Here is a 26,665-nt window from a genome sequence, read left to right as displayed (position 1 = left end):
TCGCTCGTGTTTGAAGCTAAGAATGTCCCCCGAGTGCCATGGACGGCGGGACGTACGGTTTCCCGAACGCCTTGGCGACTCCGGGGCAGGTCACGTGCCCGTCGTAGGTGTTCAGCCCTTCCATCAGCCCGGGATCCGAACGCATCGCCCCGGCAACTGCCAGCCGCGCGATGGACACGAGGTACGGCAGCGTGGAGGCGGTCAGCGCGAGTGTGGAGGTGCGCGGGACCGCGGCTGGCATGTTGGTCACGCAGTAGTGGACGACCCCTTCCTCCACGTAATAAGGATCGTCGTGGGTTGTGGGGCGGGACGTCTCGAAGGCCCCTCCCTGGTCGATGGAGATATCGACGACGACAGCGCCGGGGCGCATCGTCCGCAGCGCCTCCCGCGTGATCATCCGCGGGGCGCGTTCCCCCGCCACGAGGACAGCCGAGATCACAAGATCCGCTTCCCGGAGCGCATCCGCGACCGCCTCCTTCGTGGACAGGACCGTCCGGACCCGCTCTCCGCACTCCCTCTTCGCCAGAAGCAGCTTCTCGCCGCTCAGGTCGAACACCGTCACGTTCGCCTCGATCCCCGCCGCGATGCGCGCCGCCGCGCGCCCCGCGACTCCGGCTCCCAGGACCACCACGTCGCCCGGAGGATTTCCCCACACAGGCGGGAGAAGCACCCCCCGTCCCCCGCAAACCCTTTCCAGCCCCCGCGCCCCGGCCTGGACGGACAGGATGCCGGCGACCTCGCTCATCGGGCGAAGGAGCGGCAGCCCCCCCTCGTCGCTCGTCACAGTCTCGTAGCCGACGGCGGTGACCCGGCGCTTCAACAGCTCTTCCGTGAGCGCCGGGGCGGCGGCGAGATGAAGGTAGGTGAACAGGACGGAGGATTTCGAGAGGAAACGGAACTCCGGGGAAACCGGCTCCTTGACCTTGACCACCAGGTCCGACGCCCACGCCTCTTCCGCCGCGGCGGTCTTCGCGCCGGCTTCCCGGTACGCCTCGTCCGGAAAACCGCTCGCGGCCCCCGCGCCGGACTCCACGATTACATCGGCTCCCGCGGCGACGAGCTCCCGGGCCCCTTCCGGGGTCAGCGCGACGCGGTTCTCCCCCGACTTCGTTTCCCGCGGGATTCCTATCCGCATGGGTTGCGCTCCCGCGATGCCCCGGCTCCCGGCCCGCGAAGCGGGCCGGGGCGGGTTCTTCTCAGGGGATCAGGTCTTCCGGACGTTGGCCGCCTTCTTTCCCTTGGGGCCCGTCGTGACGTCGAACTCCACCCGCTGGCCTTCCGCGAGGGTGCGGAATCCGTCGCCCTTGATTTCGCTGAAGTGGACGAAGATGTCCTCGCCGCCTTCTTCCGTGATGAAGCCGAAGCCCTTCGCGTCGTTGAACCATTTCACCGTGCCAGTCGCCATTCCTGATGCTCCTTCCGATGCCCCATGGGTCATCCGTGGCTGTACGGGGTCAGCAGCCCCCGCGTGTTGAGGATTCCTTCGTGGCGTTTTTCGACGGGGCGGGCCGAGCGACCGGTGCACCTATCCTCGTCACGTCCACCGCGGCGCGCGCCGCGCCATTTGTTGCCAGACTATATAACAATATTCGCTACATCCTATACAGGATTCGCGCACGGGGTCAATATGCGGATCACCGCGTCACCCCGTCCCTTCCCCCAGGTAGGCGGCGCGCACCGCGGGGTTCTCGCGAAGGTCGGAGGCCTTCCCCTCCAAGGTGATCTCCCCCGTCTCGAGGACGTACGCCCGGTGCGCGACGGAAAGGGCCATGCTCGCGTTCTGCTCCACAAGGAGGATCGTCGTTCCGGACCGGTTGATGCCGCGGATCAGCTCGAAGATCTCGCGCACGAGCAGAGGGGACAGCCCCATCGACGGCTCGTCGAGGAGGAGCAGGTCCGGCCGCTGCATCAGCGCCCGTCCGATCGCCAGCATCTGCTGCTCCCCGCCCGACAGGGTTCCCGCGGCCTGCCCGGACCGCTCCCGCAGCCGGGGAAACAGCGCGTGGACGCGCTCCAGCGTCTCCTGCGATTCCTTTTTCGAAGTCCGGGCGTACGCTCCCATCTCGAGGTTCTCGAGGACGCTCATGTTCGCGAACACCCCCCGCCCCTCGGGGACATGCGCAAGTCCCATGCGGGCGATCCGGTGCGGCGGAAGCCCCGCAATGCTCTTCCCCTCGTGGAGGATGCTCCCGGAGGCGGGGCGCAGGATCCCCGAGATCGTCCGCAGCGTCGTGCTCTTCCCCGCGCCGTTCGCCCCGATCAGGGAGACGATCTCCCCCTTCCGTACCGTGAAGGAGATCCCCCGCAGCGCCTGGATCGAGCCGTAATACACGCTCAGGTTGTTGACTCTCAGGAGCAATGTCCTATCCCTGGCTCTCGTCCCACGCGGGGACGCTCTTCCCGAGGTACGCCTCGACGACCAGCGGGTCCTTCCGGATCTCCGAAGGGATCCCCCGCGCGATCACCTGGCCGAAGTCCAGCACGATCAGCCGCTGGCAGATCCCCATCACCAGCCGCATCTGGTGCTCGATGAGAAGGACGGTAAGGGAAAAGCGCTCCCGGATGCCCAAGATGAACTCCATCAGCTTCCCGACCTCGGACGGGTTCATGCCGGCGGCCGGCTCGTCGAGCAGAAGCAGCTTCGGACACGATGCGAGGGCCCTTGCGATCTCCAGCTTCCTCTGGTCGCCGTACGACAGGTTCTTCGCGAGCTCTCCCCGCCGGTCCTGGAGCGAGAACAGCGACAGGAATCCGTCGACCTCCTCCCGCAGCCGCCGCTCCTCCCGGTAGAAGGCCCCGGTCCGGAATACGGCATCGCCCGCGCCGTACCGGATGTGCGGGTGGTGGGCGATCCGCACATTGTCCGCGACCGTCAGGTTCCGGAAGAGCCGGATGTTCTGGAACGTCCGCGCGATCCCCATCCGGGTGATCCTGTGGGGCGGCAGCCCGGCGATCTCCTCCCCCTCCATCTTCACGGACCCGCTGTCGGGCCGGTAGATCCCCGTGATCACGTTGAAGAGGGTGGTCTTCCCGGACCCGTTGGGCCCGATGATGCCGATCAGCTCCCCCTCCGCCAGCCGGAAGTCCACACCGTCCACCGCCTTGACCCCTCCGAAGTGCTTCACGATCCCGGCCACATCGAGCATCATCGGCCCGCCCGGCTCCGCAGGAACGGCAGCTCCCGCTCCCCGAGCAGCCCCTGCGGCCGCAGGAGCATCGTGACGACCAGCAGCACCGGGATCAGCACCCACCGGAACTCCAGGTATTCCGGGGGGAGGAACACACGGAGCGCTTCCAGCAGGAAGACCCACCCGAACGAGGCGGCCAGGGTCCCCGTCATGCTCCCCAGCCCTCCCAGCACGACGATCATCAGCACGTCGAACGACTTGAAGAAGTCGAAGCTGCTCGGGTGGAGGAAGATGTACAGATGGGCGTACAGGCCGCCGGCGACCCCCGCGAAGGCGCACCCGAGGGCGAAACCGGCCACCTTGCAGCGGAACGTGTCGATCCCCATGGCGCCGGCCGCGACCTCGTCCTCGCGGATCGCGACGAGGACCCTCCCGTACGTCGAATGCACGACGTTCCGGACCACCAGCACCGCCGCGGCCAGGGAGAGGACGGCCCAGGGCACCGTGGTCATCCGGGGGATCCCGGTCATCCCCCTCGCGCCGCCGAGCTGGGGGAGGAACGCGTCGGCGTTGTCGAACAGCACCTTCACGATCACCCCGAGCCCCAGCGTGGCGACGCCGAGGTAGTCCGAGGTCAGCCGCAGCACCGGCAGCCCGACAAGCGCGGCCAACAGCCCCGCGGCCACCCCTCCCGCAAGCAGCGACCCGAGAAACGCCGCCTGCGAAGCAAGGAATCCCGCGTCCGCGTACGTCCCTGCGAACGTCTTCATCAGCAGCGCCGCCGTATAGGCCCCCACCCCGTAGAACGCCGCGTGCCCGAGGGAGAACAGCCCCGCGTAGCCGAAGACGACGTTCAGCCCCAGCGCGGAGACCGCGACGATGCACGCATGCTGGAAGATCATGATCCAGTAGGGATTGAAGATCGTCTCGAGGAGCTCCATCCCCGCCCTCTTTCAGACCTTCTCCGCCCGCGGGCTTCCGAGGATCCCCGTGGGTCTCCAGAGGAGCACTCCGATGAGCAGGAGGAAGGCGATCCCGTCGCGGTACGTCGAGGACAGGTATGCGGCGGTCATCGTCTCCGACTGCCCCATGATCAGCGCCCCCAGCACCGCGCCCGGGATGCTGCCGATCCCGCCGAGGACGGCGGCGGTGAAGGCCTTGAGCCCCGGCATGATCCCCATGAAGGTGTGGATCTGCGGATAGGCGATCCCGTAGAGGACCCCTCCCACGCCGGCGAGCGCCGCACCGAGGCCGAACGTGAAGGAGATCACCGCATCCACGTTCACCCCCATGAGCCCCGCGGTCACGACGTCGTACGAGACCGCGCGCATCCCGCGCCCCACCCGGGTCCGGTAGACGATGTACTGGAGGACCAGCAGGCACGCCACGGTCACCGCCAGGATGATCCCCTGCAGGTTGGTGAAGGCGATCTCCCCCGCCTGCACGGACACGATCCGGAACGGCCGGGGGAAGGCCCGGAAATTGGGGCCGAACAGCTGGTGGAGGGCGGTGAAGTACTCGAGGAACAGCGACACGCCGATGGCGGTGATGAGGGAGGCGATCTTCGGCGCGTTCCGCAACGGCCGGTACGCCACCCGTTCGATCCCGATCGCCAGGGCGGCGCAGCCGAGGACCGCGGCGCAGAACACGGCGGGGAGCGGCAGCCCGTACCGTTCGATGGCGAAGAACGCGAGGAACGACCCGACCATGAAGACGTCGCCGTGGGCGAAGTTGATCAGCCGCACGATCCCGTACACCATCGTGTAGCCGAGCGCGATCAGCGCGTACACCAGCCCGAGCTGCAGCCCGTTCAGTGCCTGCTGCAGGAAATATTCCATGGCGCCGGACGGCCCGCCTGGCGTACAGAGCTACGGATTCACGGTCTTCACGAACTTCTGACGGCCGCCCTCGATCTTCAGGATCGCGGCGCTCTTGACGGCGTCCCCGTTCCGGTCGAGGATCATCTTCCCGGTAACCCCCTTGAAATCCCGGATCGACGCAAGGGCGTCCCGGATCTTCTGCGGGTCGTCGCTCCCCGCCTTGCGGATCGCCTCGAACAGCAGGTTGGTGCCGTCGTACGCCAGGGTCCCGAGCGCGTCCGGGAGCTGCCCGTGCCGCTCCCGATATTTCTTCACCCACGCCGCCACCTCCGGCCGCGGGTCGTCCGGAGAGTAATGGTTGACGAAATACCCCCCCTCGATCGCGTCGCCCGCGATCTTGACGAGGTCCGGGGAATCCCACCCGTCGACCCCGATGAGCAGCGCCTTCACCCCCTTCTCCCGCGCCTGCTTGGCGATCAGCCCCACCTTTCCATAGTAGTCGGGAAGGTAGAGCGCCTCCGCGCCGGAAGCCTTCACCTTGGTCAGGAGCGCCGAGAAATCCACATCGTCCTTCCCGTACGCCTCGTAGGCGATGATCTTCCCGCCGAATTTGGGGAAGCTCTCGCGGAAGACCTCGGCGGTGCCCTTGGAGTAGTCGTTCGAGGCGTCGTACAGCACGGCGGCGGTGGATTTCTTCAGCGTCTCGCGCGCGAACCGGGCCATCACCGTACCCTGGAACGGGTCGATGAAGCAGCTCCGGAACATGTAGCCCTTCCGCTTCCCGTCCGCCACCGTGATCTTCGGGTTCGTCCCCGTCGGCGTGAGCGCCGGGATCCGCGCGGCCTGGACGATGTCGGAGACCGGGATGCTCGCCTTGGAGGTGACCGCCCCGACGATCGCCCTGACGCGGTGCTGGTTCACCAGGAGGTTCGCCACGTTCGCGGCCTCCGTGGGGTCGTTCTTGTCGTCCTGGATGATATAAACGACTTTCATGCCGGCCACGCCGCCCTTCGCGTTGGCCTCCTCGACGGCGATGAGGAAGGAGTTTTTCACCGATTCCCCGTAGGTCTTCACGTCGCCCGAGAGCGGAGTGATCAGCCCGATCTTGATGTCCTTGGCGAGGGCGGGCCCCGCCGCTGCGAGGACGAGGCAACTCCCGAGGAATACGACCGCAAGCATGGCGATATGGCGCTTCATGGTGCCTCCATAAGAACCGGGACGTTCCTGCAAAGCGCAGAACAAGCGCAGAACCGGGACAGACATGAACCCGGCACATTTTACAGCCGACCGTCCCGGGGTGTACACCTACTTTCCATCAGCTTCCGATCCGCTGCCGGCATCGCGGGTCCGCTCGCCGACCCCTGGGCGAGCCAGCAGGTCCCTTCTCCGGAAGGCAATTTTCCGCGGATCACCGTGCAGAAGAAACCGTGCAGTGTGATGCGGAAATGGGAATAGGCGTGCCGAACGGTCCCCGCCTCCCCTTGAATCGCAATCCGCAGGCCGAGCTTTTCCCGGATCGCACGCCGGAGAGCGGCCTCGAGCGACTCCCCGGGAAGCCGTCTCCCGGACGGGAAGGACCAAAGCCCTCCCAGGAGGCCGTCCTCCGGCCTTCGAAGCAGAAAATATCCGCCGTCCCTGCGGATCAGCGCGGCGACGATGTCGTGGTGTGGAACGGCGCGACGGGGCGGCCGGGAGGGGATCTCTCCCTGGATCCCGTCCCGGAAGGCCGCGCAGAACGCGCGCACGGGGCAGACGGGACAGCGGGGGGACGCGGGCAGGCACACCCCGGCGCCAAGGTCCATCAGCGCCAGCGCCGTTTCCCGCCCTTTTCCCTTCGCAATCAGGGAGGAGGAATACCGCCACAGCCATTTTTCCGCGGAGGCTGTCCGGAGGCTCCCCCGAACAGCGAACAGGCGCGCGACGACCCTCCGCACGTTGGCGTCGAGGATCGGCTCGTCCCGGCCGAACGCGATGGACGCGATCGCCCCCGCCGTAGACCGCCCGATTCCGGGAAGGGATGCGAGCACCTCCGCCGCGGCGGGAAGCGTACCCCCGAAGCGCCCGGCGACGATTCCGGCCGCCTTGTGCAGGTTCCTCGCCCGGGCGTAGTACCCGAGCCCCTCCCACGCGGAGAGAACATCGTCCACTTTCGCGGAGGCAAGCGACTTCACATCGGGAAAGCGCGCGAGGAATCGGGAGTAGTATCCGGCGACGGTATCCGCACGGGTCTGCTGCAGCATGATCTCCGAGACCCATATCCGGTATGGGTCCGAGGTCTCGCGCCACTCCATCTTGCGGGCTGCCTTGCGGAACCATCGCAGGAGGGAGGCGGAAAAGCGGGCCGCCGGGAACCGGCCGGCCCGCCCGACATCCGGTTTCGTTATCCGCCCTTTACCTTTAATCTTTTTCGAGCAGCGAACTGAACACGTCGTGGTGCTCCTCCTCGTCCGCAAGGATCGCCCGGAAAAGCCCCTTGGTGGTTTCGTCCCCTTCTTTCCCGGCGAGCTCGATGCCCTTCCGGTACAGGGCGATCGCCCCTTCCTCGTCCTTCTTGTCCCGGTCCAGCATCTCCTTGAGCGTCGACCCGACGAAGATCGGCTCGGGCTTCGTGGTGGGGATGCCGCCGAGATATGCCAGCCGCTCCGCGAACGCCTCGGCGTGCTTCATCTCGGTGATCGCGAATTTCTTGAACACGTCCTTCACGGCGTATCCGTCGGCCCCCTTCCATAGTACGTGCTGCCACATGTACTGGACGGAGACCTGGATCTCCCTGGCGATGGCCTGGTTCAGAAGGTCAAGCAGCTCCTTCGAGGCTTTCTGCGCGCACATCGGTTGATGCCTCCTTTCGCGAAACGATATTGTCCGGAAAGACTAACGAGATATATTCTTGCATGGAAATATCGCCGCGGGAAACGATTTCGCGGTACCTTGAATCGTACCCTTCCAGATCGTTCCGGAGGTATTCCATGGTCCGAGACGTGATCATCCTGGGATCCGGCTGCGCCGGCTCCACGGCTGCGATCTACACCGCCCGCGCCAACCTGTCTCCCCTCGTCCTCGAAGGACGAGAGCCCGGAGGGCAGCTCACCCTCACCACAGACGTCGAGAATTTCCCGGGATTCCCGGACGGGATCCAGGGTCCGGAGCTCGTCGAGGTCATGAAGAAGCAGGCCGAACGGTTCGGCGCGGAATACAGGACCGAGACCGTCGTATCCGTGGATCTTTCGAACCGTCCCTTCACCGTCCGGACCGAGGAAGACGAGTACAAGGCCCGTACCCTGATCGTCGCCACGGGCGCATCGGCCCGGATGCTCGGGCTGGATTCGGAAAGGAAGCTGATGGGGCGCGGCGTCTCGACCTGCGCCACCTGCGACGGCGCCTTCTTCCGGAACCGCGAGGTCGCGGTCGTCGGCGGCGGAGACACGGCCCTCGAGGAGGCGACCTTCCTGACGCGGTTCGCTTCGAAAGTGACCCTGATCCACCGGCGCGACCAGTTCCGCGCCTCCAAAATCATGGTGGACCGCGCCCGGAACAACCCGAAGATCGAATTCGTCCTCGACACCGTCGTCACGGAGATCCTCGATCCGGCCGCGAACGAAGTCACCGGCGTCCGGCTGAAGAACGTTAAGGACGGCTCCGAAACGACGAGGAAGGTGGATGGAGTCTTCGTCGCCATCGGGCACGATCCGAACACGAAGGTCTTCGAGGGGCAGATCGAGCTCGACCACGGCTACCTCGTACTGCGGGGCGGCTCCCGAACGAGCGTCGAAGGGGTGTTCGGCGCCGGAGACGTGCACGACAAGACGTACCGCCAGGCGGTCACCGCGGCCGGGGCGGGGTGCCGCGCGGCGATCGACGCGGAACGCTTCCTCGAAGCGGAGGGAAGATGAAGGTCTACCTGGTGCGCCACGCCGATGCGATCCCCGCCGCGCCGGTCCTTCCGGATGCCTCCCGCCACCTTTCGGCCGACGGGCGCGCCTCCTTTCGCGAAACGGCCCGGCGCCTGATGGACGACGGCGTCCGCCCCTCCCTGATCCTTTCGAGCCCGCTCGTCCGCGCCTTGCAGACGGCGGACATCCTCGCGGAGCGGCTGGAATACGAGGGCGAGGTGTCGTCATCCCTCCTCCTGGGTCCGGGATTCGACCTCGAGAAGATGAACGAGATCCTGCTCTCCTTTCCCGGGGAGACGGAAATCGCGCTCGTCGGCCACGAGCCGGACATCGGACGGATCGTCGCCCGGCTGCTCGGCCGGCCGGGCGGATTCGCCATGCCGAAAGGGGGCGTTGCGGCCTTCTCCTTTCCCGACTCCGGAAAGCGGGACAAGGGGACGTTCGTATGGCTGCGGGACGGGGAACGCAGGGTAGACGACCTGTCGGATCTATAGACGGCTTGCCAGATCGGGAGCCTGTGTGATAATTTACGTCCAGCTTGCGCGCCCCCGATCATCCATTTTCCCGGCATCCCCGTCCCAGCGGATGATCCACGCCTGAAACGTTCGTCGTACTTCAACCGTCAACATAGAACCGAACTTCCAAGGAGAACGAACAAGAACATGCATTTTCGCGATTTCGGCTTATCCCCGGAGATCCTCCGGGCCGTGCAGGCGATGAACTACACCACACCGACCCCCATCCAGGAGCAGGCGATCCCCCACGTGCTGGAAGGGCGCGACATCCTCGGATCGGCCCAGACGGGCACCGGGAAGACGGCGGCGTTCGCGCTGCCCATCCTCCAGCGCCTCTCCGCTGCGGGCCGCCCGAAGCGTGGACGGCGCCCGATCCGCTCCCTGGTCCTCACCCCCACGCGGGAGCTGGCCGTGCAGATCGGCGAAAGCTTCCGCGACTACGCCGTCCACACCGGCCTGCGCCACACGACCGTCTACGGCGGCGTGAGCCAGCGGCCGCAGGAGCAGGCGCTCGGCAAGGGGGTGGACGTCCTGATCGCCACGCCGGGGCGGCTCCTCGACCTCATGAACCAGAAGCTCATCGACCTGTCCGCGGTGGAGATTTTCGTCCTCGACGAGGCGGACCGGATGCTCGACATGGGCTTCCTCCCCGACATCCGCCGGGTGATCTCGAAGCTCCCGGACGTGCGCCAGACGCTGCTGTTCTCCGCCACGATCCCGTACGACATCGCGCGGCTCGCGGACACGATCCTGCGCGACCCGGTGCGCGTCTCCGTGGCCCCGGCCTCCGCGCCGGCGGAGGCGGTCGACCATTTCCTGTATTACGTGGAGAAGGCGGAGAAGGCGGCGCTTCTGAAGCACCTCCTCTCCGACGACGCCGTCAAGAACGCCCTGGTGTTCACCCGGACGCGCCACGGCGCCGACCGCGTGGAGCGGATCCTGAGCCGCGCGGACATCCGGACCGAGGCGATCCACGGCGACAAGTCCCAGGGGGCCCGGGAGCGGGCGCTCTCGGCCTTCAAGAAGGGGACGATCCGGGTCCTGGTGGCCACGGACATCGCCGCCAGGGGGCTGGACATCGTCGAGCTGTCCCACGTCTTCAACTACGACCTGCCCAACGAGCCGGAGGCGTACGTGCACCGCATCGGGCGCACCGGCCGCGCCGGCCTGTCGGGCATCGCGGTGTCCTTCTGCGCCTTCGAGGAGCGGCCGCTGCTGGCGGAGATCGAGCGGCTGATCCGGAAGCACCTCACGGTCGCGACGGAGCACCCGTTCGCCTCCCCGGCGAAGGCGGGCCCTCCGACCGTGCTCGAGACGGGACGCATGGAGCCGCGGCACCGCCCCTACATGATCACCGTAGACGCGTCATTCCTCTCGTCGATGCGCTCCGCGCCGGGGGGGAGCCCCCCTTCCCGCGCCTCGAGGCACACGGAGGAGGAAGCCCGTCCGACCGCCGGCTCCGGCGGCAGGAAGACCCAGCACCGGGACGCCTCCGCTCCCGCGCGGGCCTTCCGGAAGTAGGCCCGACGCATCCCGGGGGAGGGCCGCGCCTTGCGACCGCGACACGTCCCGGCCCACCCCGCCCTTCTCCTCGTCCTGGCCACCCTCTTCTGGTCCGGGAACTTCGTACTCGGCCGGGCGGTCAGCGCGCGCATCCCGCCGATCGGCATGGCCTTCTGGCGCTGGGCGCTGGCGCTGGCGGTGCTGCTCCCCTTCTCCTGGCCGCATCTAAAAGAGAGGTTCCCGGAGATCCTCCGGTCGTGGAGGACGGTGCTGCCGCTCGGCATCTTGGGGATCGGCTCGTTCAACACGCTGGTCTACATCGGCCTCCACGAGACGACCGCCACGAACGCGATCCTGCTGAACTCGGCGTGTCCCGCCTTCATCCTTGCGATCTCCTTCGTCCTCCGCAGCCAGATGGCGACCTCCCGGCAGTGCGTCGGGATCGCCGTCTCCCTGCTCGGCGTGGCGACGATCGTCTCCCGCGGCTCCCTCGACACGCTTCTCTCGCTGTCGTTCAACCGGGGCGACCTCTGGGTGCTGACGGCGGTCTTCTGCTGGGCGTTCTACACGATATTGCTGAAGCGGCGGCCGGAGGGGCTCCACCCGCTGGCGCTGCTGACCGTCCTTATGGGGGTCGGCGTGGCGTGCCTGGCCCCCCTGTACGCATGGGAGATCTCCAGGGGATTGCGGATCGCGTTCGACGCCCCCACGGCCGGGAGCCTGCTCTACCTCGCGCTCCTGGCGTCGCTGGCGGCCTACGTCTTCTGGAACCAGGCGGTGGAGGAGCTGGGGGCGAACCGCGCCGGGGCGTTCCTCCACCTGATGCCGGCGTTCGGCTCGCTGCTGGCGGTGCTCCTCCTCGGCGAGACGTTCCGCCATTTCCACATGGCGGGCATCGCGCTGATCCTCGCGGGGGTCACGCTGGCGGGCCGGTGACCCCGCAGGACCCGCACCCGCCCCCGTCGTCCTCCCCGCTCTCCTTCTCCTTCTCCCCCTCCGCACCCTTCGCCGCCTTGCGCAGCGCGTCCAGCCGGTCGGCGACCTTCCGGTAGAAGGTGCCCTCGGGATACGCTCCGTCCGCACCCGCCTCCCCCGCCGGAAGCCCCGTCAGGATCGGGATCCCCTCCTCGATCCGGTCGATCTCGTGGATGCGGAACTTCCCGGAGCGGACCGCCTCCACGACCTCTTCCTTCAGCATCAGATTCCGCCGGTTCCGGCTCGGGATGATGACGCCGTGGGAGCCGTCGAGCCCGCGCAGCGCGCACAGGTCGAAGAACCCCTCGATCTTCTGGTTGACCCCTCCGATGGGCTGCACGGTGCCGTTCTGGTCCATCGACCCGGTGATCGCGATCCCCTGCCGTATCGGCGCTCCGGAGATGGCCGACAGCAGCGCGTAGAGCTCCGCGCAGGTCGCGGAGTCGCCCTCGATCATCCCGTAGAGCTGCTCGAACGTCAGCGACGCGGTGAGGCTGATCGGCGCCCGCGCAGCGAACATCCGTCCGAGCCAGTTCGAAAGGATGAGGACCGCCTTTTCGTGGATCTTCCCCGACATCTTCGTCTGGCGCTCGATGTTCAGGACCCCGCCCCTGCCGACGTACACCGTCGCGGTGATTCGGGACGCCTTCCCGAAGCTGTGGTCGCCCGCGTCGTAGACGGCAAGCCCGTTCACCTGTCCCGCGAGCTCTCCGCCGGTCTCGACGATGAAGGACCCCTCGGCGGTCAGGTCCCGCATCCGGTCCTCGACCAGGCTGTTCCGGTGGATCTTCGCCCGGAGCGCCTTCTTCACGTGGGATCCGGAGACCGCGTCGGCCTTCTCCTTCGACGCCCAGTAGTGCGCCTCCCGCAGCAGGTTGGAGATGTCGCTGAATTTCGTGGAAAGCTTCTCCTGGTCCTCCGCCAGCCGGACGCCGAAATCGACCACCTTCGCCACGCCGTCCGGGTCGAACGGGAGCAGCCCCTCCTCCTGCGTCTTGGTCGCCACGAACCGGGCGTAATGATCCATGGTGTCGTCCGTCCGCTCGATCCGGTGGTCGAAGTCCGCCTTCACCTTGAAAAGTTCGCGGTAATCCTCGTCGAGGTTGTACAGCATGTAGTAAAGCTCCGGGTTGCCGATCAGGACGATCTTCACCTTCAAAGGAATCGGCTCCGGCTTCAGCACCGCTGTGGACACGAGGCGGTACTGCTCCGCCACGTCCTCGATGCGGACCTCCTCCTGCCGCACGGCCCGCTTCAGGGCGTCGTAGGAGAACATGTTCCGGAGCAGGTCGATCGCCTGGAGGACCAGGAAGCCGCCGTTCGCCTTGTGGAGCGCCCCTCCGCGGATCATGGTGAAATCGGTGACGGCCGCCCCCATCTGCAGCTTGTGCTCCACCCGTCCGAAGAGGTTGAAGTAGGTCGGGTTGCTCTCGAACACGACGGGGGCCCCTTCCGCTCCCAGGTTGTTCACGATCACGTTCACCGAGTAGCGCTGGAAATCTGGTTCCGGCTTCGGGATCTTGAGGAACGGCATCTGCGGAGGCGGCTGCGGCTCGCCGCCCCCCTTGAAATCGTCGAGATTCGTCAGGACGTCCTCCCGCACCTCGTCGAGGTACAGCTTCACCTTCTCGTTGTCTTCGTGCTTCCGCCGCATGTCCTCTATGCCGCGCCCCAGCACGGAAAGCGCCGCGGTCCGCTCGAGGTCGGCCAGAGCCCTCTTGGTCTTCTTGTCCTCCTCCTTCATTACGCGGACGACGTCCTCCAGGCGCTCCTGGATCTGCTTCCCGTGCACCCGCATGTCGTTCTTTCTCTGCTCGTCGAAGGTCTCGTACTCCTCCTCCTTGATCGGTTCCCCCTGCGCGTTCACCGCGACGATGTTGTAGCCGTTGACCGCGCGGTGCACCTTGAATCCCCACCCCTCGGCCTGCTCCTCGAACGCGCCGAAGAGCTCCTTCTGCATGTTCTGGAACTCCTCGACGATCCGGCTCTTCTGCTGATCGTATTCCTTCGAGTCGAAGACCTTCGGGATCGTCACCCGCAGGTACCCCACCAGCTCCGCCATGTCCTGCTGGAAATCGATGCCGCGCCCCGGAGCGAGGGAAATGGCGACCGGCTCCGCGGTATCGCGGAAGTTGTAGACGTATACCCAGTCCCGGGGGACGGGCTCCGCCTTCGCCTTCTCCGCGATGAACTGGCGCACGGCGGAGGTCTTTCCCGTGCCGTTCTCCCCCAGGGCATAGATGTTGAAGCCGAGGCTGCGCATGTTCAGCCCGAAGTCGATCGCGCCGAGGGCGCGCTCCTGGCCGACGAAACGCGCCAGCGGGGGAAGGTCCTTCGTCGTCTTGAAGCGGAAACGGGACGGGTCGCAGGGGGCGTGGATCTCTTCGGGGGGCAGGATTCTGGCCATATCGTCTCCTGACGGATCGTTTGTTCATTCGCAAGCGCTTATTTGATCAAAAAATCGACCCGGCTGTCCCTTAAATTCTCCTTCTTCCCGGGAGCGAGCTCCTTCGGCTCCACGAGGAAGATCCTGCCGGGCTCCACCTTCCCGTCCGCGAGCAGCGCGTCGCGGACCCTCGACGCGCGCTCGACGGCGAGCTGCCGCAGGTCGCCGTCCGTCACCCGGATGTGCGCCAGCATCAGCTTCTCCATCTCGGGAGCGGGGAGCCCCTTCACCATCCCGAGCGCATTCCGCGGCTTGGGGAACTTCTCCTCCCGGTACGCGCCCTCAAGGTACTTCGGGTATTCCGCGGGTTCGACGCGCACGTTGTCGATCGCGGGCGCCGGCTGCCCGGACCTCGCGAGCCCCTTCACCTTCTGCGCGGCGACCTTCCTCCGGAAAAGGATATTCCGGAGCTCCTCCCGGTCCCGCTCGAGGTCCGCGTGCCCCGCGATTTCGAGCTTCAGGGAAGGACGCTCGTACAGCGCCTTCGAGAGGTTCGCCAGCTTCCCCGCGCCGGCAGCCGGGATGTCGGACCTCCCCGGGTCGAACTCGACGTAGGAGAGCTCCTCCCCCCCGCCCCCGAACAGCGCCCCGATCAGGGCGAAGGGCGCGGTGGCGGCTTTCGCCAGGAGGTTTCCGACGACCTGCCAGACGATCCTCCACACGCTGAACTTCGGATCGTCGATCCGGCCCGTGACGGGGATGTCCAGGCGGATCTCCCCCCGGCGGTCCTTGAGCAGGGCGACCGCGAGCCGGACCGGGAGCTTCGTCGCCTCCGGGCTGTCCACCGCCTCCCCGAAGGTGAACTGGTCGATGAACACCTTGTTCCCGGCGTCGAGCTTCCGCTTTTCGATATGGTAGGCGAGGTTCAGCGTCAGCTTCCCCTTCTCGATCGCGTAGCCGGCGTACCGGCCGGAATACGGGGTCAGCGGCGAAAGGTCCATGTCCCGGAAATCGACCTTCAGGTCCAGGAACAGATCCTTCGCCAGCGGGTTGATCTTCCCCCGGATCTCCAGGGGGGCCGAGTTCTGCAGCTTCCCCCGGAGGTCGACGTCCGCGAGCATCGACTCGTCCGAGGAGAGTCCGGACACCCGTCCCCCGATCTCGACGAGGTTCGCGCTGTAGTTCGGCTTCACGTACCGGTCGCTGAAATTCACGTCCCCGCCCTGCAGCGTCACGGCGTCGATCCGGACGGGCACCGCGGGCGATGCCGCGGCGTTGTCCCGCGCGGCCGTGTCCTCCAGGGAGGCCGTCGCGGCATTGTCCGCCGCCCCTCCATGCACGAGGATCCCCTGGACGTTCAGCGTCCCATCCTCGTTGACGATGAGCCGCGAGTAGAAATCGGTCAGGGCGATGTCCCGGATCGCGACGCTCGTCGGCCGGTGGCGCACGTCGATCCCGGCGAAGTGCAGCGTCGAGAACTTCAGGAAATCCTCCCCCCGCTCCTTGTCCAGGGAGGCGAAGCCGTTGACGGACGCGTCCCCCCGGTATGCCGCCTGGAGCGCCCCGCCTTTCGGGACGGAGAGCCGCACCTCCCCGTCCGCCGAGACGCTCCCGCCCGTCAGGAGGATCTTCACGCTCTCGGCGAAGTACGGCTGCAGCGGGCCGATCGGCAGCGTCTTCGCCCGGAGCTTTCCGGCCATCGAGACCGGCTCCAGGGAGAAGGATCCGCCCAGAGACAGCGTCCCTTCCCGGTTGAATCTCGTGGAGAAGGCGAACGCGCCCTTCCCCTTCTCCGCGGTCGTCACGTTCTCCGCCCGGAGGCGCATCTCATCGAAGTCCAGCGCCGCGGGAGGATCCGTCGCGCCGTCGTCGAACGCCACGCGGTATCGCCCGACGGACACCTTCCCCGCCGTCACGGTCCACGGCGGCGCCGCGCGCGCATCCGCCGGGGGCGGCGTTTCGGGAACCAGGCGGGCCACGTTGATCGCCCCGCCCTTCGCCCGCCGGATCGCGACCCGTCCCCCATCCGTCGAGATTTCCCCGGCCGCGATCTCCTTCCGTTCCGGATCGATCGACCCGTCCTTGAGGGAAAACCTGGGGACCTCCAGGAAATCCTCCTTCTCGTCCCTTCGGCGGAGCCGCAGCCGCTCGACCGTCGCGCCCAGCCCGTGGACCCGGTATCGGGCCCCTTCGGCACCTTGAGCGAAGGAATAACCCGCCTGGAGGTCGAGCGTTCCCTGCATCACGTCGAACAGGATCGCGTCTCCGTAGTACGGCGCGTACTTCCCCAGCGCAAGCTTCGAGACGGTGAGCGTCCCATCCGAGCCGAGCGGGGCGAGCTTCAGAGTCCCCTTCAGCCCCGCGGACTCCCCGGACTCCGTCGACAGAGAAAGCGAGACGTCCGCCGCCTTCCCTTCCTCGTTGCCCAAGCGGGCCGCATCGATCCTGAGCTCCCCGATGGCGGTCCGGAAAACGTCCCGCCTGGAGGCGTCCGTGAAGCGGATCTTCCCGCCGGAGATCCGGAACGCATCCACGGAAACGGCGGCCTTTTCCCCGTTCTCCCCAGCCGCCGTACCCTCCTTCCCGGGGACCATCGAGAGCAGGTTCAACCTCCCGCCGCCGTCGATGACGATATCGAGTTCCGGATCGCGGACCGTGAGGGAGGCGAATCGGAACTCCCGCGCCGCCAGGTCGGCCGGAGCGATGACGGCGCGCACCACCGGCAGGCGGATCATCGGGCTGCTGTCGCCGCCGGTGATCCGCACGTCCCGGAGCTGGGCGTACCCTTCCGCCCGGATGGAGGGCTTCCCCGACTTCTCCTGTCGGAAGGAAAGCACCGCCTTCACGTCGAGGAGCGCGCTCGGGACTTCGTAATCCCTCCGGAAGGGAAGGTATTCGAGATATCTCGGGAGGCTCAGGTCGACGATGTCGATCTCGAACGCCGTCTCTAGCGACTCCTGGAAGGGCTTCGTCCTCCCTCTCAGGGACACCGCGTCCCCGTTGACGACCGCGGCGAAGGAAGGGGTGACGTACCGGTCGACCGCGTATTTCAGATTCGACACGAACGGGACCGCGACCTGGATCCCCTCGACGACGTGCCGCGCGCCTTTCGGCCCGTCGAGGAATTCCACCCTGCCGTCGACGATCTGGATGTTGTTAAAGGAATACTTTAAAGGTTTTGACTCTTTCTTCGGTTTTTTCGATGCTTCTTCCAGAATATCAGAGAAGTTGTACGTACCGTCCGGGCGACGGACGATGCGCACATGCGGCCGCGTCAGCCGGATCTCCTTCAGGACGGGGCCCATGCGATACACGGATGCGACCTGGAGGTTCGCGAAGATCTCCTCCGCCGCAACCCATCGCTCCGGGGAGTCCCGGTCGGAGATCTCCAGCCCCCGGATGGAGACGGAAAGGAAGAACGGATTGAAGCGGACCTCGCGGATCTCGGCCTTCCGGTGGAGCGCCTCGGAGATGGCGTTCCGCAATACCGGCTTCAGGATCGCGGGCACGGCGAGGAACCCGAGGAGGACGAAGATGCACAACGCTCCGAGGGTGACGATCGCCTTTTTCCGTGTCACTCCGCTTCCTCCATGCGGGGATGGTACACCCCTGAGCGGGCCGCCCCGTTGAGCCGCGCCCGGTGCAGAAAAGCCCTCTGCGCCGCGGCGACGTTCCCGGGCTCCCCTTTCCACGTCTTCAGGACGGGATCCTGCAGCGCCCGGCCGTAGGAGAAGCCGAGCTCCCAGGGGTGCCTGCCCGTTGCGTTCATGGCGTTCAGGTTTTCCGTCGCCTGCCGGGGCGTCTGGCCGCCCGAGAGGAAGACGATCCCCGGGACCGCCGGCGGCACCGTCCGCGACAGGACGCGGACGGTTTCCCCCGCGACCCGGGTGGCGTCCCCCTGCGCCGGGCACTTCTTCCCGGCGATCACCATGTTGGGCTTCAGCAGCGTCCCCTCGATGCGCACCCGGTGGGCCGCCAGCTCCGCGTAGACCCGGGAAAGGAGCGCTTCCGTCACCTCCGCGCAGCGCTCGATCGTGTGGCCGCCGTCCATCAGGACCTCCGGCTCCACGATGGGGACCAGCCCCGCCTCCTGGGAAAGCGCCGCGTACCGGGCCAGCGCGTGCGCGTTCGCGCGGATGCAGAACGCCGTCGGGATCCCGTCCCCGACTTCGATTACGGCGCGCCACTTGGCGAAGCGCGCTCCGAGCTCCCTGTATTCCGCGAAGCGCGCGCGCAGGCCGTCGAGCCCTTCGGTGACCGTCTCCCCGGGATATCCCGCCAGCGGCTTCGCCCCCGCGTCCACCTTGATCCCCGGCACGATCCCCTGCCGCGACAGCACGGCGGGGAACGGGGTGCCGTCCGAGGCGCCTTGGCGTATCGTCTCGTCGTACAGGATCGCGCCGCCGATGTATTCGCCCGCCCCCGGTGCCGTGAACAGCAGCTCCCGGTACGCCCGGCGGTTCGGCTCCGTCGACGGGACGCCGACGGACCGGAACCTTTTTTCGATCGTGGGAGCGCTTTCGTCCGCGGCCAGGATCCCCTTGCCCGGCGCGACCAGCGCCCTTGCCGTCGCTTCCAGACCGCTCGCGTTCATGGGCCCCTCCTTGCCGGAACGGATCCGGGTTATATTTATAGGATGCCCTGTCCTCCGAAAAGCGACGATCTCCGGCTCGTCTATTCCACCGACCGGGGTCTTGTGTGCCCGAAATGCCGCGCCTCGATGGCAAAGTGCTCCTGCCGACGCGAATCCCCGCCTCCGAAGGGGGACGGGATCGTCCGCGTCCGGCGGGAGACGAAGGGGCACGGCGGGAAAACGGTCACCGTCGCGGACGGCATCCCCCTTCCGGGCGACGCCCTGAATGAGCTGTGTGCGGAACTGAAGCGCTGCTGCGGGACGGGCGGGACCGTCAAGGAGGGGGCGATCCAGATCCAGGGGGACCACCGAGAGAAGATCCTCGCGGAGCTTTCGCGCCGCGGTTTCAAAGCGAAACCCTCAGGCGGCTGACCGCCATCCGCCGGACGCATCCCCGTCACCGAGGAGCCACCTTCCTTCCGTCGCTCACCGAGTCTCCCGGGTGGACGACCACCGTTTCCCCTTCCGTAAGCCCCGAGAGAACCTGGGCGGCGAACCCGTTCCGTTTCCCGATCGTCACCTCGCGGACTTTCGCCCGCCCCCCCGCCACCGCATAAACGGCGTGCCGGTCGCCCTTCCGGAACACTGCGCCTTCCGGAACCTGCAGGACGTCCTTCTCCTCCCACAGGACGAAACCGGCCACCAGCCGGTAGCCGTCGCCGATCCTCTCCCAGATCTCCCGGGGGGAGGTGAAGTCCACGATCACGAACACCCGCTGCTCCTCCACTCCCAGCGCGGAGATCTTCGTGAACCCCGTCGGCTCCACCCGGCGCACCCTTCCTTCCAGCACCCCATCGCCTCCCCACCTCTTGAAGCGCACCGGGGTGCCCTCCGCGATCCGGACGGCGTCCGCCGAAAGCACGTCGACCTCCACTTCGATCCGGGCGGGATCGCCCACGACCATCAGGGGGGTACCCGCCGCCACCACGCCCTCGCTCTCCCGCGCCACGGCCATCACACGACCCGTCGCCGGCGAACGGACCACGACTTTCTCGCCGCCCGGGCCGGCTCCTTTTCCGCCCCGGATCAGCATCGCCCGCGCCTGCGCGACCTCGTGCCGCGCGGCCTCCGCCGCCGCTTCCGCCGATGCCTTTGCCGCCGCCGCCCGTCGCGCCTCCGAATCGACCCGATCCAGCGTGTCCCTCGTCGCGAGCCCCGCCTCCGCGAGCCGGCGGGTCCGCCGGAGCAGCTCCCCCGCGTAGTCGTCCGCCGCCGCGGCCTCCCGTGCGCGCGCCTCCGCGGCCTCCAGCGCCGCCTCCGCGGCCGCGACGCGGGCCTGGGCGGCGGCCCGGGACCGCGGATCGAGGGCATCCGCGCGCAGCGGCTCCAGGGCGGCCACCGGCTGTCCCTTCTTCACCGGGTCCCCGACTTCGAGGTCCACCCGCTCTACATAGCCGGAAACGGGGGCGGACACGACGAACCGGTCGCGCAGGCGCGTCTTTCCCTCTTCCTCCACGACGACACTCAACGGACCCCGCGCGACCTTCGCCGTCTCCACGGGAACCGGACGCGGCAGGAACGCCCAGAGGAGAAACAGGGCGGCGAATAGGAGCAGGACGATCGGCAGGATCCTGTTTTTCCATGCCATGCGGCGTCACTCCCTTGTCTTCAGCACGGCCACGAGGTCGAGCCGGTCGAGGCGGCGGCGCACCAGGAGGCCGGACAGGACCGCGGATGCGACGACTACGGCGGCGGCGAAGCCGTACGTGGACGGCTCCATAACGAAAGGGACCCGGAACAGGTCGGATTTCAGCTCATCCGCAATGTACCTCGCCATCCCCTCCCCCAGGAGGAACCCGAGGGGGATCCCGGCGGCGACGAGCGCGCCGAGCTCTCCGAGCAGGATGAACGAGATCTCTCCCCGCGTGAATCCCAGGACCCGCAGGCTGGCGAGCTCCCTGGCGCGTTCGGAAAGGGCGATCCTTGCGCTGTTGTACACCACGCCGACCGCGACGCTCCCGGCCAGCGCCGTTATGACGAGGGTGAACAGGAGGAACGTCCCCCCCATCGTCTCGTAAAAGGTCCGGATCGCGTCCTCCTGGGCCATCGTGCCAGCCACCGCGGGCATCCGCTTGAGTGCATCGTACACCAAGGCGCGTTCCGCCCGGTCCACCGACAGGTAGGCCCCCGAGATCACGTCCCCCTCTCCCAGCAGCCGGTTGAGGGCGTCCATCTCCATGTACGCGTTGACCCCGACGTACTCGGGGACCAGCCCGGCGACGGGGATCTCGAGCACCCGCCGCTTTCCCTCCAGGATCTCCACCGTCACCCGGTCCCCCGGACGGACGCCGAGGAGGCCGGCGAGGTAATCCGTAAAGACGACTCCGGAATCGGGCATCCGCAGCGGTCGAAGCCGCGTGTCCAGGACCCGGTGGAGGCGTCCCTCCTGCCGGAGCCCCTGGATCGCGAGACGCCGCTCCCGCGGGCCGGACCGGATCCGGGCGGCGACCGTCCGGTACGGCTCGCCGAGACGGACTCCCGGCAGGGCTTCCAGCGAATAAAGAGCCCGCGAGGCGGCGGGCTCGACGAAAGCGACGGTCAGGTCCTCCCGCTGGGCCAGGCGGAACTGGACGTCGACCAGGTAATGGATCGCGTCGCCCTGCACCCCCGACAGGACGAGGATGCCGCAGGACAGGCCGATGCCGAGGATCGAGAGGGAGGTCTTCACCGGACGCCTCCCCATGTTCCGGGCGATCATGCGGGCGGGCTGGGAAAGGAAGCGCCTCAATCCCAGCCGCTCCAGGAACGTCACACGGTACCTCTCCGGCGGCTCGGCCCGCATGGCCTCCGCCGGGGGGAGGAGGGTCGCCTTCCTCACGGCCTGGAACGCCCCCAGCAGCGCCGCTCCGCCGCTGACCAGGACCGCGACCGCCGCCACGGAAGGGCGCAGCTCGTAACGGAGCTCGGGGAATCTGTAGAATTCCATGTACATCCGGGTCATCCCCCTGCCGAGCCACGCCCCGGCCGCAAGCCCGCCTGCGACCCCCGCAAGGACGATCAGGGCGACCAGCTTCACGTAGTGCGCCCCGATGGAGGCGTCGCTCCAGCCGAATGCCTTGAGCGTCCCGACCTGGTCCCGCTGGAGGCTGACCAGCCGATTCACGGAAACGTTCAGCAGGAAGGCGGCCACCCCGAGGAAGATGACGGGGAAGATCGAGGCCATGTTCTCCAGCCCCCGGAATTCCTCCGAAAGGTAGCGGTGGGAAACCTGGTCGTCGCGGCCGTAGGCGCCCAGCCCCCCGTAGGATGCGATCAGAGCGTCGAGCCGACGGAGGACGTCCCCCTGCGATGCGCCCGGGGACAGCGTCGCCACGATGTCGTTGAACGCGCCTTCCATGCCGTACGCGGCGGCCAGCCCCTCCCGGTCCAGCCATAGCAGCCCGAACCGCTTCGAGTCGGGCAGGATCGATCCGGGGGCAAGCTGGTAGACGAACTCCGGGGAGACGCCGATGCCGACGATCCGCAATTCCTTCCGCTTCCCGTTGACGACCGCGCCGATGCGGTCTCCCGGATTCAGCGAGTGCGCGATGGCGAAGACGTCGCTAACCACCGCCTCGTCGTCCGCGCCCGCCGCCACGGAGCGCCCTTCCTTGAGATGCAGGGCGTTGAGAGCCGGCTCCCTCCCCCCCGGAACGGAGATCATCATCGCCCGGACGGGCTCCGGGAAGCCGGGCACGTCGAGGTTCCCCGCCGCCACGACGCGCGTCTCCAGCCGGTCCAGCCCCGGGACGGCCCGGATCGCCTCCGCGAGCGACTCCGGCGCGCGCTTCAGCGACGCGAACAGCTCGGCGAACCGGTAGTCCCGGTAGAACGCGGCGCGCGACTCCCTCAACGAATCCAGCGTGCTCAGGGAAATGACGAGGGTGGCCACCCCGCTCACGATGACCATGGCGATCGCCAGCGCCTGCCCCTTCATCCCCCACAGGTCCCGGAACAGCTTCCTGTCCAGCGCCTTCACGGGCTCACCAGCGCATGTCCCGGGGAGATTTCCTGGACTCGTTCCGGACGACGGACTGGATGGCGCCTGATCCGAGCCGGATCACCCGGTCGGCCATCCCGGCGATGTCCGCGTTGTGGGTGATCAGCGCCATGGTCGCGCCCAGCTCCCGGTTGACCCGCTCCAGCGCCTCGAGGACGACGATCCCCGTGGCGGCGTCGAGGGCGCCGGTGGGCTCGTCGCAGAGCATCACCAGCGGCCGCTTCGCGACGGCCCGTGCGATGGCGACCCGCTGCTGCTCTCCCCCCGACAACTGCGCGGGAAAGTGTCCCGCGCGTTCCGCGAGTCCGACCAGCGCCAGCGCTTCCTCCGGACGCATCGGGTCGGCGGCGATTTCCGTCACGACGGAGATGTTCTCGAGCGCGGTCAGGCTGGGGATGAGGTTGTAGAACTGGAAGACGAAACCGACGTGGCCCCTCCGGTACTCCGTGAGCTCCTTCTCCGTGGCGCGCGTCAGGTCCCTTCCACGGTACTCGACCGTTCCGCCGGTCACGGTATCCAGCCCGCCGAGAATGTTGAGGAGGGTCGACTTTCCGCTTCCGGACGGGCCGAGGAGGACAACGAGTTCGCCGGGATAGAGGTCGAGGTCCACCCCGCGGAGCGCGGGGACCTTGACCTCTCCCATGTCGTAGATCTTCGTGACGCCGCGCGCCCGAAACACGGGGGCGTCCGCGCCCGCGCTCTCCCTGCCCGTGACGGCCTCCGGCATGATTCCCCCTTCGTTCTATTCTCGGGAGAGGGAACGGAACAAGTCAAGCGAGGCGCGGCGCCTCGACAAGCCCGCCCCCTGCATGTATAATTCTGCTTTCATATTCGGCATATCCGAGGGAAAAGCAATGATCACGAAGTTGCAGGCGCAGGACGCGGCCCGGCCCGGCGCGCACGACCTCCGGCATGCATTAGGCAACACCCCCGTCGTCGAGCTGCGGACGCTGAATCCGAATCCGCGGGTTCGAATCCTTGCCAAGCTGGAAGGAAACAACCCCGGCGGCTCGGTCAAGGACCGGCCCGCCCTCTACATGCTCTCCATGGCGGAGGTCCGCGGCGAGCTGACGCGGGAAAAGACGATCCTCGAGCCCACGTCCGGCAACACCGGGATCGCCATCGCAATGATCGGCGCGTCCCGCGGCTACCCGGTAAAGCTGGTCATGCCCGCCTGCGTCAGTCTGGAGCGCCGCGCCGTCCTTTCCGCGTTCGGAGCCGAGCTGGTCCTTTCGCCCGCCCAGGAAGGGACCGACGGGGCGATCCGTCTCGCCCACCGGATCCTGGAGGAGACCCCCGACCGGTATTACATGCCGAACCAGTACGCCAACCCGGACAATCCGCTCGCGCACTACGAGACCACGGGGCCGGAGATCCTCCGGCAGACGGGGGGAGAGATCGACTGCTTCGTCGCCGGCATGGGGACGGGCGGCACCCTCATGGGAGTGAGCCGCTTCCTCCGGGAGAAGGCGCCGAAGGCGCAGGTCGTGGGCGTCGAGCCGACGCTCGGCCACCGGATCCAGGGATTGAAGAACATGAAGGAGGCGATCGTACCGCCGATCTACCGCGAAGAGAGCCTCGACTGGAAAATCGTCGTCGAGGACGAGCCGGCCTTCCTGACCGCGAGGCGCCTCGCCCTCGAGGAGGGGCTGTTCGTGGGAATGTCGAGCGGCGCCGCGGTCGCCGGGGCGATCGAGGTCGCCCGGGGCATGGCGCGCGGCACGGTCGTCGTCCTGCTGCCCGACCGCGGAGACCGCTACCTCAGTACCTCCCTGTTCCGCTCCACCTGCGGGAAGTGCCCCCCGTGATTCAGCCCCGGTCCGCGTCGGGCCTCAAGGAGTCCCGCAGTTCCTCCGCGATAGGGTCCTGGTAGATCTCCAGGGCCCTCTCCACGCACTCGAGGGATTCCCGGAATCTCCCCATCGCCTTCAGGGCGACGGCCTTGCGGGTCCAGGCCTCGCAGCTCTCCGGGTGCACCTCGATTGCCCGGTCGTAGAGCGCAATGGCCTCGGCCGTCTTCCGCTTCGCAAGGAGCGCGTCCCCTTCCTTCGCATAAGCATCGGCAAGCGCTTCGGGGTCCATGTCGTCCCTCCCGTCCCTGCGTCACCTGCAGGACCATTATCCCACGGAAGACATGAACTCTTCCATGAAGCCCGCCAGGGAGTCCACCCACTCGTAGGAGGCGGCGTTGTAGATGGAGGCCCGGATCCCGCCCACGGAGCGGTGCCCTTTGAGGCCGACCATCCCGCGCTTCTTCGCCTCGGCGATGAACTGCTCCTCGAGCTCCGGGCTCGGGAGGCGGTACACCACGTTCATCATCGACCGGCTCTCCTTCTCCACCGGAGAGCGGTAGAAGCCGGGATTGGCGTCGATGACGCCGTAGAGGCGCGCCGCCTTTTTCCGGTTCGCCTCCTCGATCTTCGGGAGGCCGCCCTGCCCCTTCAGCCAGGACAAAACGTTGCGGACCATGTAGACGCCGAACGTCGGAGGGGTGTTGTAGAGCGACTTGTTCTCCGCGTGCGTGCGGAACTGCCAGATCTTCGGGATGTCCTTCCTCCCCTTCTCGATCAGCTCCTTCGAGACCACGACGATCACCACGCCCGACGGTCCGATGTTCTTCTGGGCGCCCGCGTACGCCAGGCCGAACCGGGTGATGTCGAACGGCCGCCAGAGGAAATCGCTCGACATGTCGGCCACGAGCGGCACGGAAGCCGTGTCGGGGAACGGACGGGAGCCGTCGGCGTTGAACTGGACTCCGTGGATGGTCTCGTTCGAGGTGATGTGAAAATAGGCGGAGGCCGGATCGACGTTCGTCCCGGAGGCGCCGGGCACACGGGTGTATCTCTTCTCCTTGCCTTCCCCCTCGCCGAGGCTCTGGACGGAAACGGCCGCTCCGGTCAGCCCGGCGACGGACTTCGCCTCGCCGACCGCCTTTTCGCCCCAGGCGCCCGTGACGAGGTACTGCGCGCTCTTCCCCTTGTCGAGCAGGTTCAGTGGGATCTGCGCGAACAGCGTGGTGGCCCCTCCCTGGAGCAGCAGGACCTCGTAGCTCTCGGGAACGGAGAGGAGCTCCCGGACCAGGGCGATGGCCTCGTCGTGGACGGCCTCGTATTCCTTGCCCCGGTGGCTGTGCTCCATCACCGACATGCCGCTTCCAGCGAAGTCGAGCAGCTCCTCACGCGCGCGCTCCAATGCGGGCAGCGGAAGCGCCGCCGGTCCGGCGTTGAAATTGATCTTGCGGTTCATATGCGCCTCCAGGTCCGGATGTCGTACGAGAACGTCATTTTCACAAGGCCGGGGGCGACCGTCAAGACGGGGAAACGGCACGGCCCGCATTTCGCGGGCCAGTTGATTTTTCCGGACGATGGAATATCGTTAGGGATGGCGGGCGGAACCGCCCCGGAAGGAGGCAGAATATGGAACCGAGCAAGATCGTGGTCCGCTACGCCAGCGGAAGGGTCCTCAAGGGGCATACGCAGAACTTCTTCCCGAACCGTCCTTCGTTCCATCTCCTGCCGCTGGAAGGGGAGCCCTTCAAGGGGCCGGTGGAGATCCCCCTGGACAACCTGAAGGCGGTGTTTTTCGTCCGGGACTTCACGGGGAACAAGGATTTTCAGGAAAAGAATCGGATCTCCGAAGGGGAAAAGCCGCAGGGGCGGGTGATGGAGGTGACATTCCGGGACAACGAGACCATCCTCGGGACCACCCAGGGATACGACCCGAAGCGCCCCGGCTTCTTCCTGTTCCCCGTCGACAAGGGATCGAACAACACGAGGGTGTTCATCGTCTCCGCCGCCGTCCAAAAAGTGCGTTTCCTTTAAAGACGACGGGAAACC

Annotated in this window: 24 protein-coding genes; 7 read left to right on the top strand and 17 right to left on the bottom strand. The window is 67.2% G+C overall.

Annotated features, from left to right (window positions below; genetic code table 11):
• Window positions 1-16 precede the first annotated feature (16 nt).
• The 9 genes from ald to AB1346_10155 all read right to left on the bottom strand — a co-directional run bounded on the left by ald (window position 17) and on the right by AB1346_10155 (window position 7,777).
• Window positions 17-1,135 (bottom strand): alanine dehydrogenase, encoded by a 1,119-nt coding sequence (gene ald, locus AB1346_10195; GenBank protein MEW6720806.1) that lies wholly within the window; start codon window positions 1,133-1,135, stop codon window positions 17-19.
• A 69-nt stretch (window positions 1,136-1,204) separates the two neighbouring features.
• A complete protein-coding gene (locus AB1346_10190) occupies window positions 1,205-1,405 on the bottom strand; it encodes a cold-shock protein (GenBank protein ID MEW6720805.1) in 201 nt (66 codons plus the stop codon).
• Between the two features lie 237 nt (window positions 1,406-1,642).
• Window positions 1,643-2,359 carry an ABC transporter ATP-binding protein gene (locus tag AB1346_10185; GenBank protein ID MEW6720804.1) on the bottom strand — a complete coding sequence of 239 codons (717 nt, stop codon included), beginning with the start codon at window positions 2,357-2,359 and terminating at the stop codon, window positions 1,643-1,645.
• Between the two features lie 4 nt (window positions 2,360-2,363).
• A complete protein-coding gene (locus AB1346_10180; protein MEW6720803.1) occupies window positions 2,364-3,149 on the bottom strand; it encodes an ABC transporter ATP-binding protein in 786 nt (261 codons plus the stop codon).
• Entirely contained in the window at window positions 3,146-4,069 is a 924-nt protein-coding gene (locus AB1346_10175; protein ID MEW6720802.1) for a branched-chain amino acid ABC transporter permease, read from the bottom strand. The genes AB1346_10180 and AB1346_10175 overlap by 4 nt, the downstream gene beginning before the upstream one ends.
• 12 nt (window positions 4,070-4,081) lie before the next feature.
• A complete protein-coding gene (locus tag AB1346_10170; protein MEW6720801.1) occupies window positions 4,082-4,966 on the bottom strand; it encodes a branched-chain amino acid ABC transporter permease in 885 nt (294 codons plus the stop codon).
• A gap of 30 nt (window positions 4,967-4,996) precedes the next feature.
• A complete protein-coding gene (locus tag AB1346_10165; GenBank protein MEW6720800.1) occupies window positions 4,997-6,145 on the bottom strand; it encodes an ABC transporter substrate-binding protein in 1,149 nt (382 codons plus the stop codon).
• An 80-nt stretch (window positions 6,146-6,225) separates the two neighbouring features.
• Window positions 6,226-7,401: an A/G-specific adenine glycosylase gene (mutY, locus tag AB1346_10160; GenBank protein MEW6720799.1), complete on the bottom strand. Its 1,176-nt coding sequence runs from the start codon at window positions 7,399-7,401 to the stop codon at window positions 6,226-6,228.
• Complete coding sequence (locus tag AB1346_10155; GenBank protein MEW6720798.1) at window positions 7,346-7,777, bottom strand: ferritin-like domain-containing protein; 432 nt, start codon at window positions 7,775-7,777, stop codon at window positions 7,346-7,348. Before AB1346_10155 ends, mutY begins: the two co-directional genes overlap by 56 nt.
• 137 nt (window positions 7,778-7,914) lie before the next feature.
• Between AB1346_10155 and trxB the strand changes: the two genes are divergently transcribed.
• From trxB to AB1346_10135, 4 genes are all read left to right on the top strand, one after another.
• A complete protein-coding gene (gene trxB / locus AB1346_10150) occupies window positions 7,915-8,838 on the top strand; it encodes a thioredoxin-disulfide reductase (protein ID MEW6720797.1) in 924 nt (307 codons plus the stop codon).
• Complete coding sequence (gene sixA / locus AB1346_10145; protein ID MEW6720796.1) at window positions 8,835-9,332, top strand: phosphohistidine phosphatase SixA; 498 nt, start codon at window positions 8,835-8,837, stop codon at window positions 9,330-9,332. The genes trxB and sixA overlap by 4 nt, the downstream gene beginning before the upstream one ends.
• Before the next feature lie 168 nt (window positions 9,333-9,500).
• Window positions 9,501-10,874 (top strand): DEAD/DEAH box helicase, encoded by a 1,374-nt coding sequence (locus AB1346_10140; GenBank protein ID MEW6720795.1) that lies wholly within the window; start codon window positions 9,501-9,503, stop codon window positions 10,872-10,874.
• A 30-nt stretch (window positions 10,875-10,904) separates the two neighbouring features.
• Window positions 10,905-11,792 (top strand): DMT family transporter, encoded by an 888-nt coding sequence (locus AB1346_10135; GenBank protein ID MEW6720794.1) that lies wholly within the window; start codon window positions 10,905-10,907, stop codon window positions 11,790-11,792.
• Here AB1346_10135 and AB1346_10130 read toward each other — a convergent pair.
• Genes AB1346_10130 through AB1346_10120 form a run of 3 tightly spaced genes read right to left on the bottom strand, consistent with a single transcriptional unit; the run spans window position 11,773 to window position 18,811 of the window.
• Window positions 11,773-14,238, bottom strand: coding sequence for an ATP-binding protein (locus tag AB1346_10130; protein MEW6720793.1), 2,466 nt, complete (start codon window positions 14,236-14,238; stop codon window positions 11,773-11,775). The genes AB1346_10135 and AB1346_10130 overlap by 20 nt on opposite strands.
• Window positions 14,239-14,276: 38 nt before the next feature.
• Window positions 14,277-17,795, bottom strand: a complete 3,519-nt coding sequence (locus AB1346_10125) for a DUF748 domain-containing protein (GenBank protein ID MEW6720792.1) — start codon at window positions 17,793-17,795, stop codon at window positions 14,277-14,279.
• On the bottom strand, window positions 17,792-18,811 hold the full coding sequence (locus AB1346_10120) for a class I fructose-bisphosphate aldolase (protein ID MEW6720791.1): 1,020 nt from the start codon (window positions 18,809-18,811) through the stop codon (window positions 17,792-17,794). The genes AB1346_10125 and AB1346_10120 overlap by 4 nt, the downstream gene beginning before the upstream one ends.
• A 42-nt stretch (window positions 18,812-18,853) precedes the next feature.
• Here AB1346_10120 and AB1346_10115 point away from each other — a divergent pair, with 42 nt between their 5' ends.
• Complete coding sequence (locus AB1346_10115) at window positions 18,854-19,222, top strand: translation initiation factor Sui1 (protein MEW6720790.1); 369 nt, start codon at window positions 18,854-18,856, stop codon at window positions 19,220-19,222.
• Window positions 19,223-19,247: 25 nt separating this feature from the next.
• Here AB1346_10115 and AB1346_10110 read toward each other — a convergent pair whose 3' ends face one another.
• The 3 genes from AB1346_10110 to AB1346_10100 are packed head-to-tail and all read right to left on the bottom strand — an operon-like array spanning window position 19,248 to window position 23,556.
• Entirely contained in the window at window positions 19,248-20,438 is a 1,191-nt protein-coding gene (locus AB1346_10110) for an HlyD family efflux transporter periplasmic adaptor subunit (GenBank protein ID MEW6720789.1), read from the bottom strand.
• A 6-nt stretch (window positions 20,439-20,444) separates the two neighbouring features.
• Window positions 20,445-22,808 (bottom strand): FtsX-like permease family protein, encoded by a 2,364-nt coding sequence (locus AB1346_10105; GenBank protein MEW6720788.1) that lies wholly within the window; start codon window positions 22,806-22,808, stop codon window positions 20,445-20,447.
• Between the two features lie 4 nt (window positions 22,809-22,812).
• Window positions 22,813-23,556 carry an ABC transporter ATP-binding protein gene (locus AB1346_10100; protein MEW6720787.1) on the bottom strand — a complete coding sequence of 248 codons (744 nt, stop codon included), beginning with the start codon at window positions 23,554-23,556 and terminating at the stop codon, window positions 22,813-22,815.
• A 127-nt stretch (window positions 23,557-23,683) separates the two neighbouring features.
• Here AB1346_10100 and AB1346_10095 point away from each other — a divergent pair, with 127 nt between their 5' ends.
• On the top strand, window positions 23,684-24,637 hold the full coding sequence (locus AB1346_10095) for a cysteine synthase family protein (GenBank protein MEW6720786.1): 954 nt from the start codon (window positions 23,684-23,686) through the stop codon (window positions 24,635-24,637).
• 1 nt (window position 24,638) lies between these two features.
• Here AB1346_10095 and AB1346_10090 read toward each other — a convergent pair whose 3' ends face one another.
• Together AB1346_10090 and serC are read right to left on the bottom strand one after the other, a co-directional pair.
• Window positions 24,639-24,911 (bottom strand): tetratricopeptide repeat protein, encoded by a 273-nt coding sequence (locus tag AB1346_10090; protein MEW6720785.1) that lies wholly within the window; start codon window positions 24,909-24,911, stop codon window positions 24,639-24,641.
• A gap of 36 nt (window positions 24,912-24,947) precedes the next feature.
• Entirely contained in the window at window positions 24,948-26,075 is a 1,128-nt protein-coding gene (gene serC, locus AB1346_10085) for a 3-phosphoserine/phosphohydroxythreonine transaminase (GenBank protein MEW6720784.1), read from the bottom strand.
• Window positions 26,076-26,245: 170 nt separating this feature from the next.
• On the opposite strand from serC, the gene AB1346_10080 reads away from it, so the two are divergent.
• A complete protein-coding gene (locus tag AB1346_10080) occupies window positions 26,246-26,650 on the top strand; it encodes a hypothetical protein (GenBank protein ID MEW6720783.1) in 405 nt (134 codons plus the stop codon).
• The last annotated feature ends 15 nt before the right edge of the window (window positions 26,651-26,665 follow it).

Source organism: Thermodesulfobacteriota bacterium, assembly GCA_040758155.1.
Lineage (GTDB): Bacteria > Desulfobacterota > Deferrimicrobia > Deferrimicrobiales > Deferrimicrobiaceae > UBA2219.
This window is presented reverse-complemented; position numbering and strand designations above follow the sequence as displayed.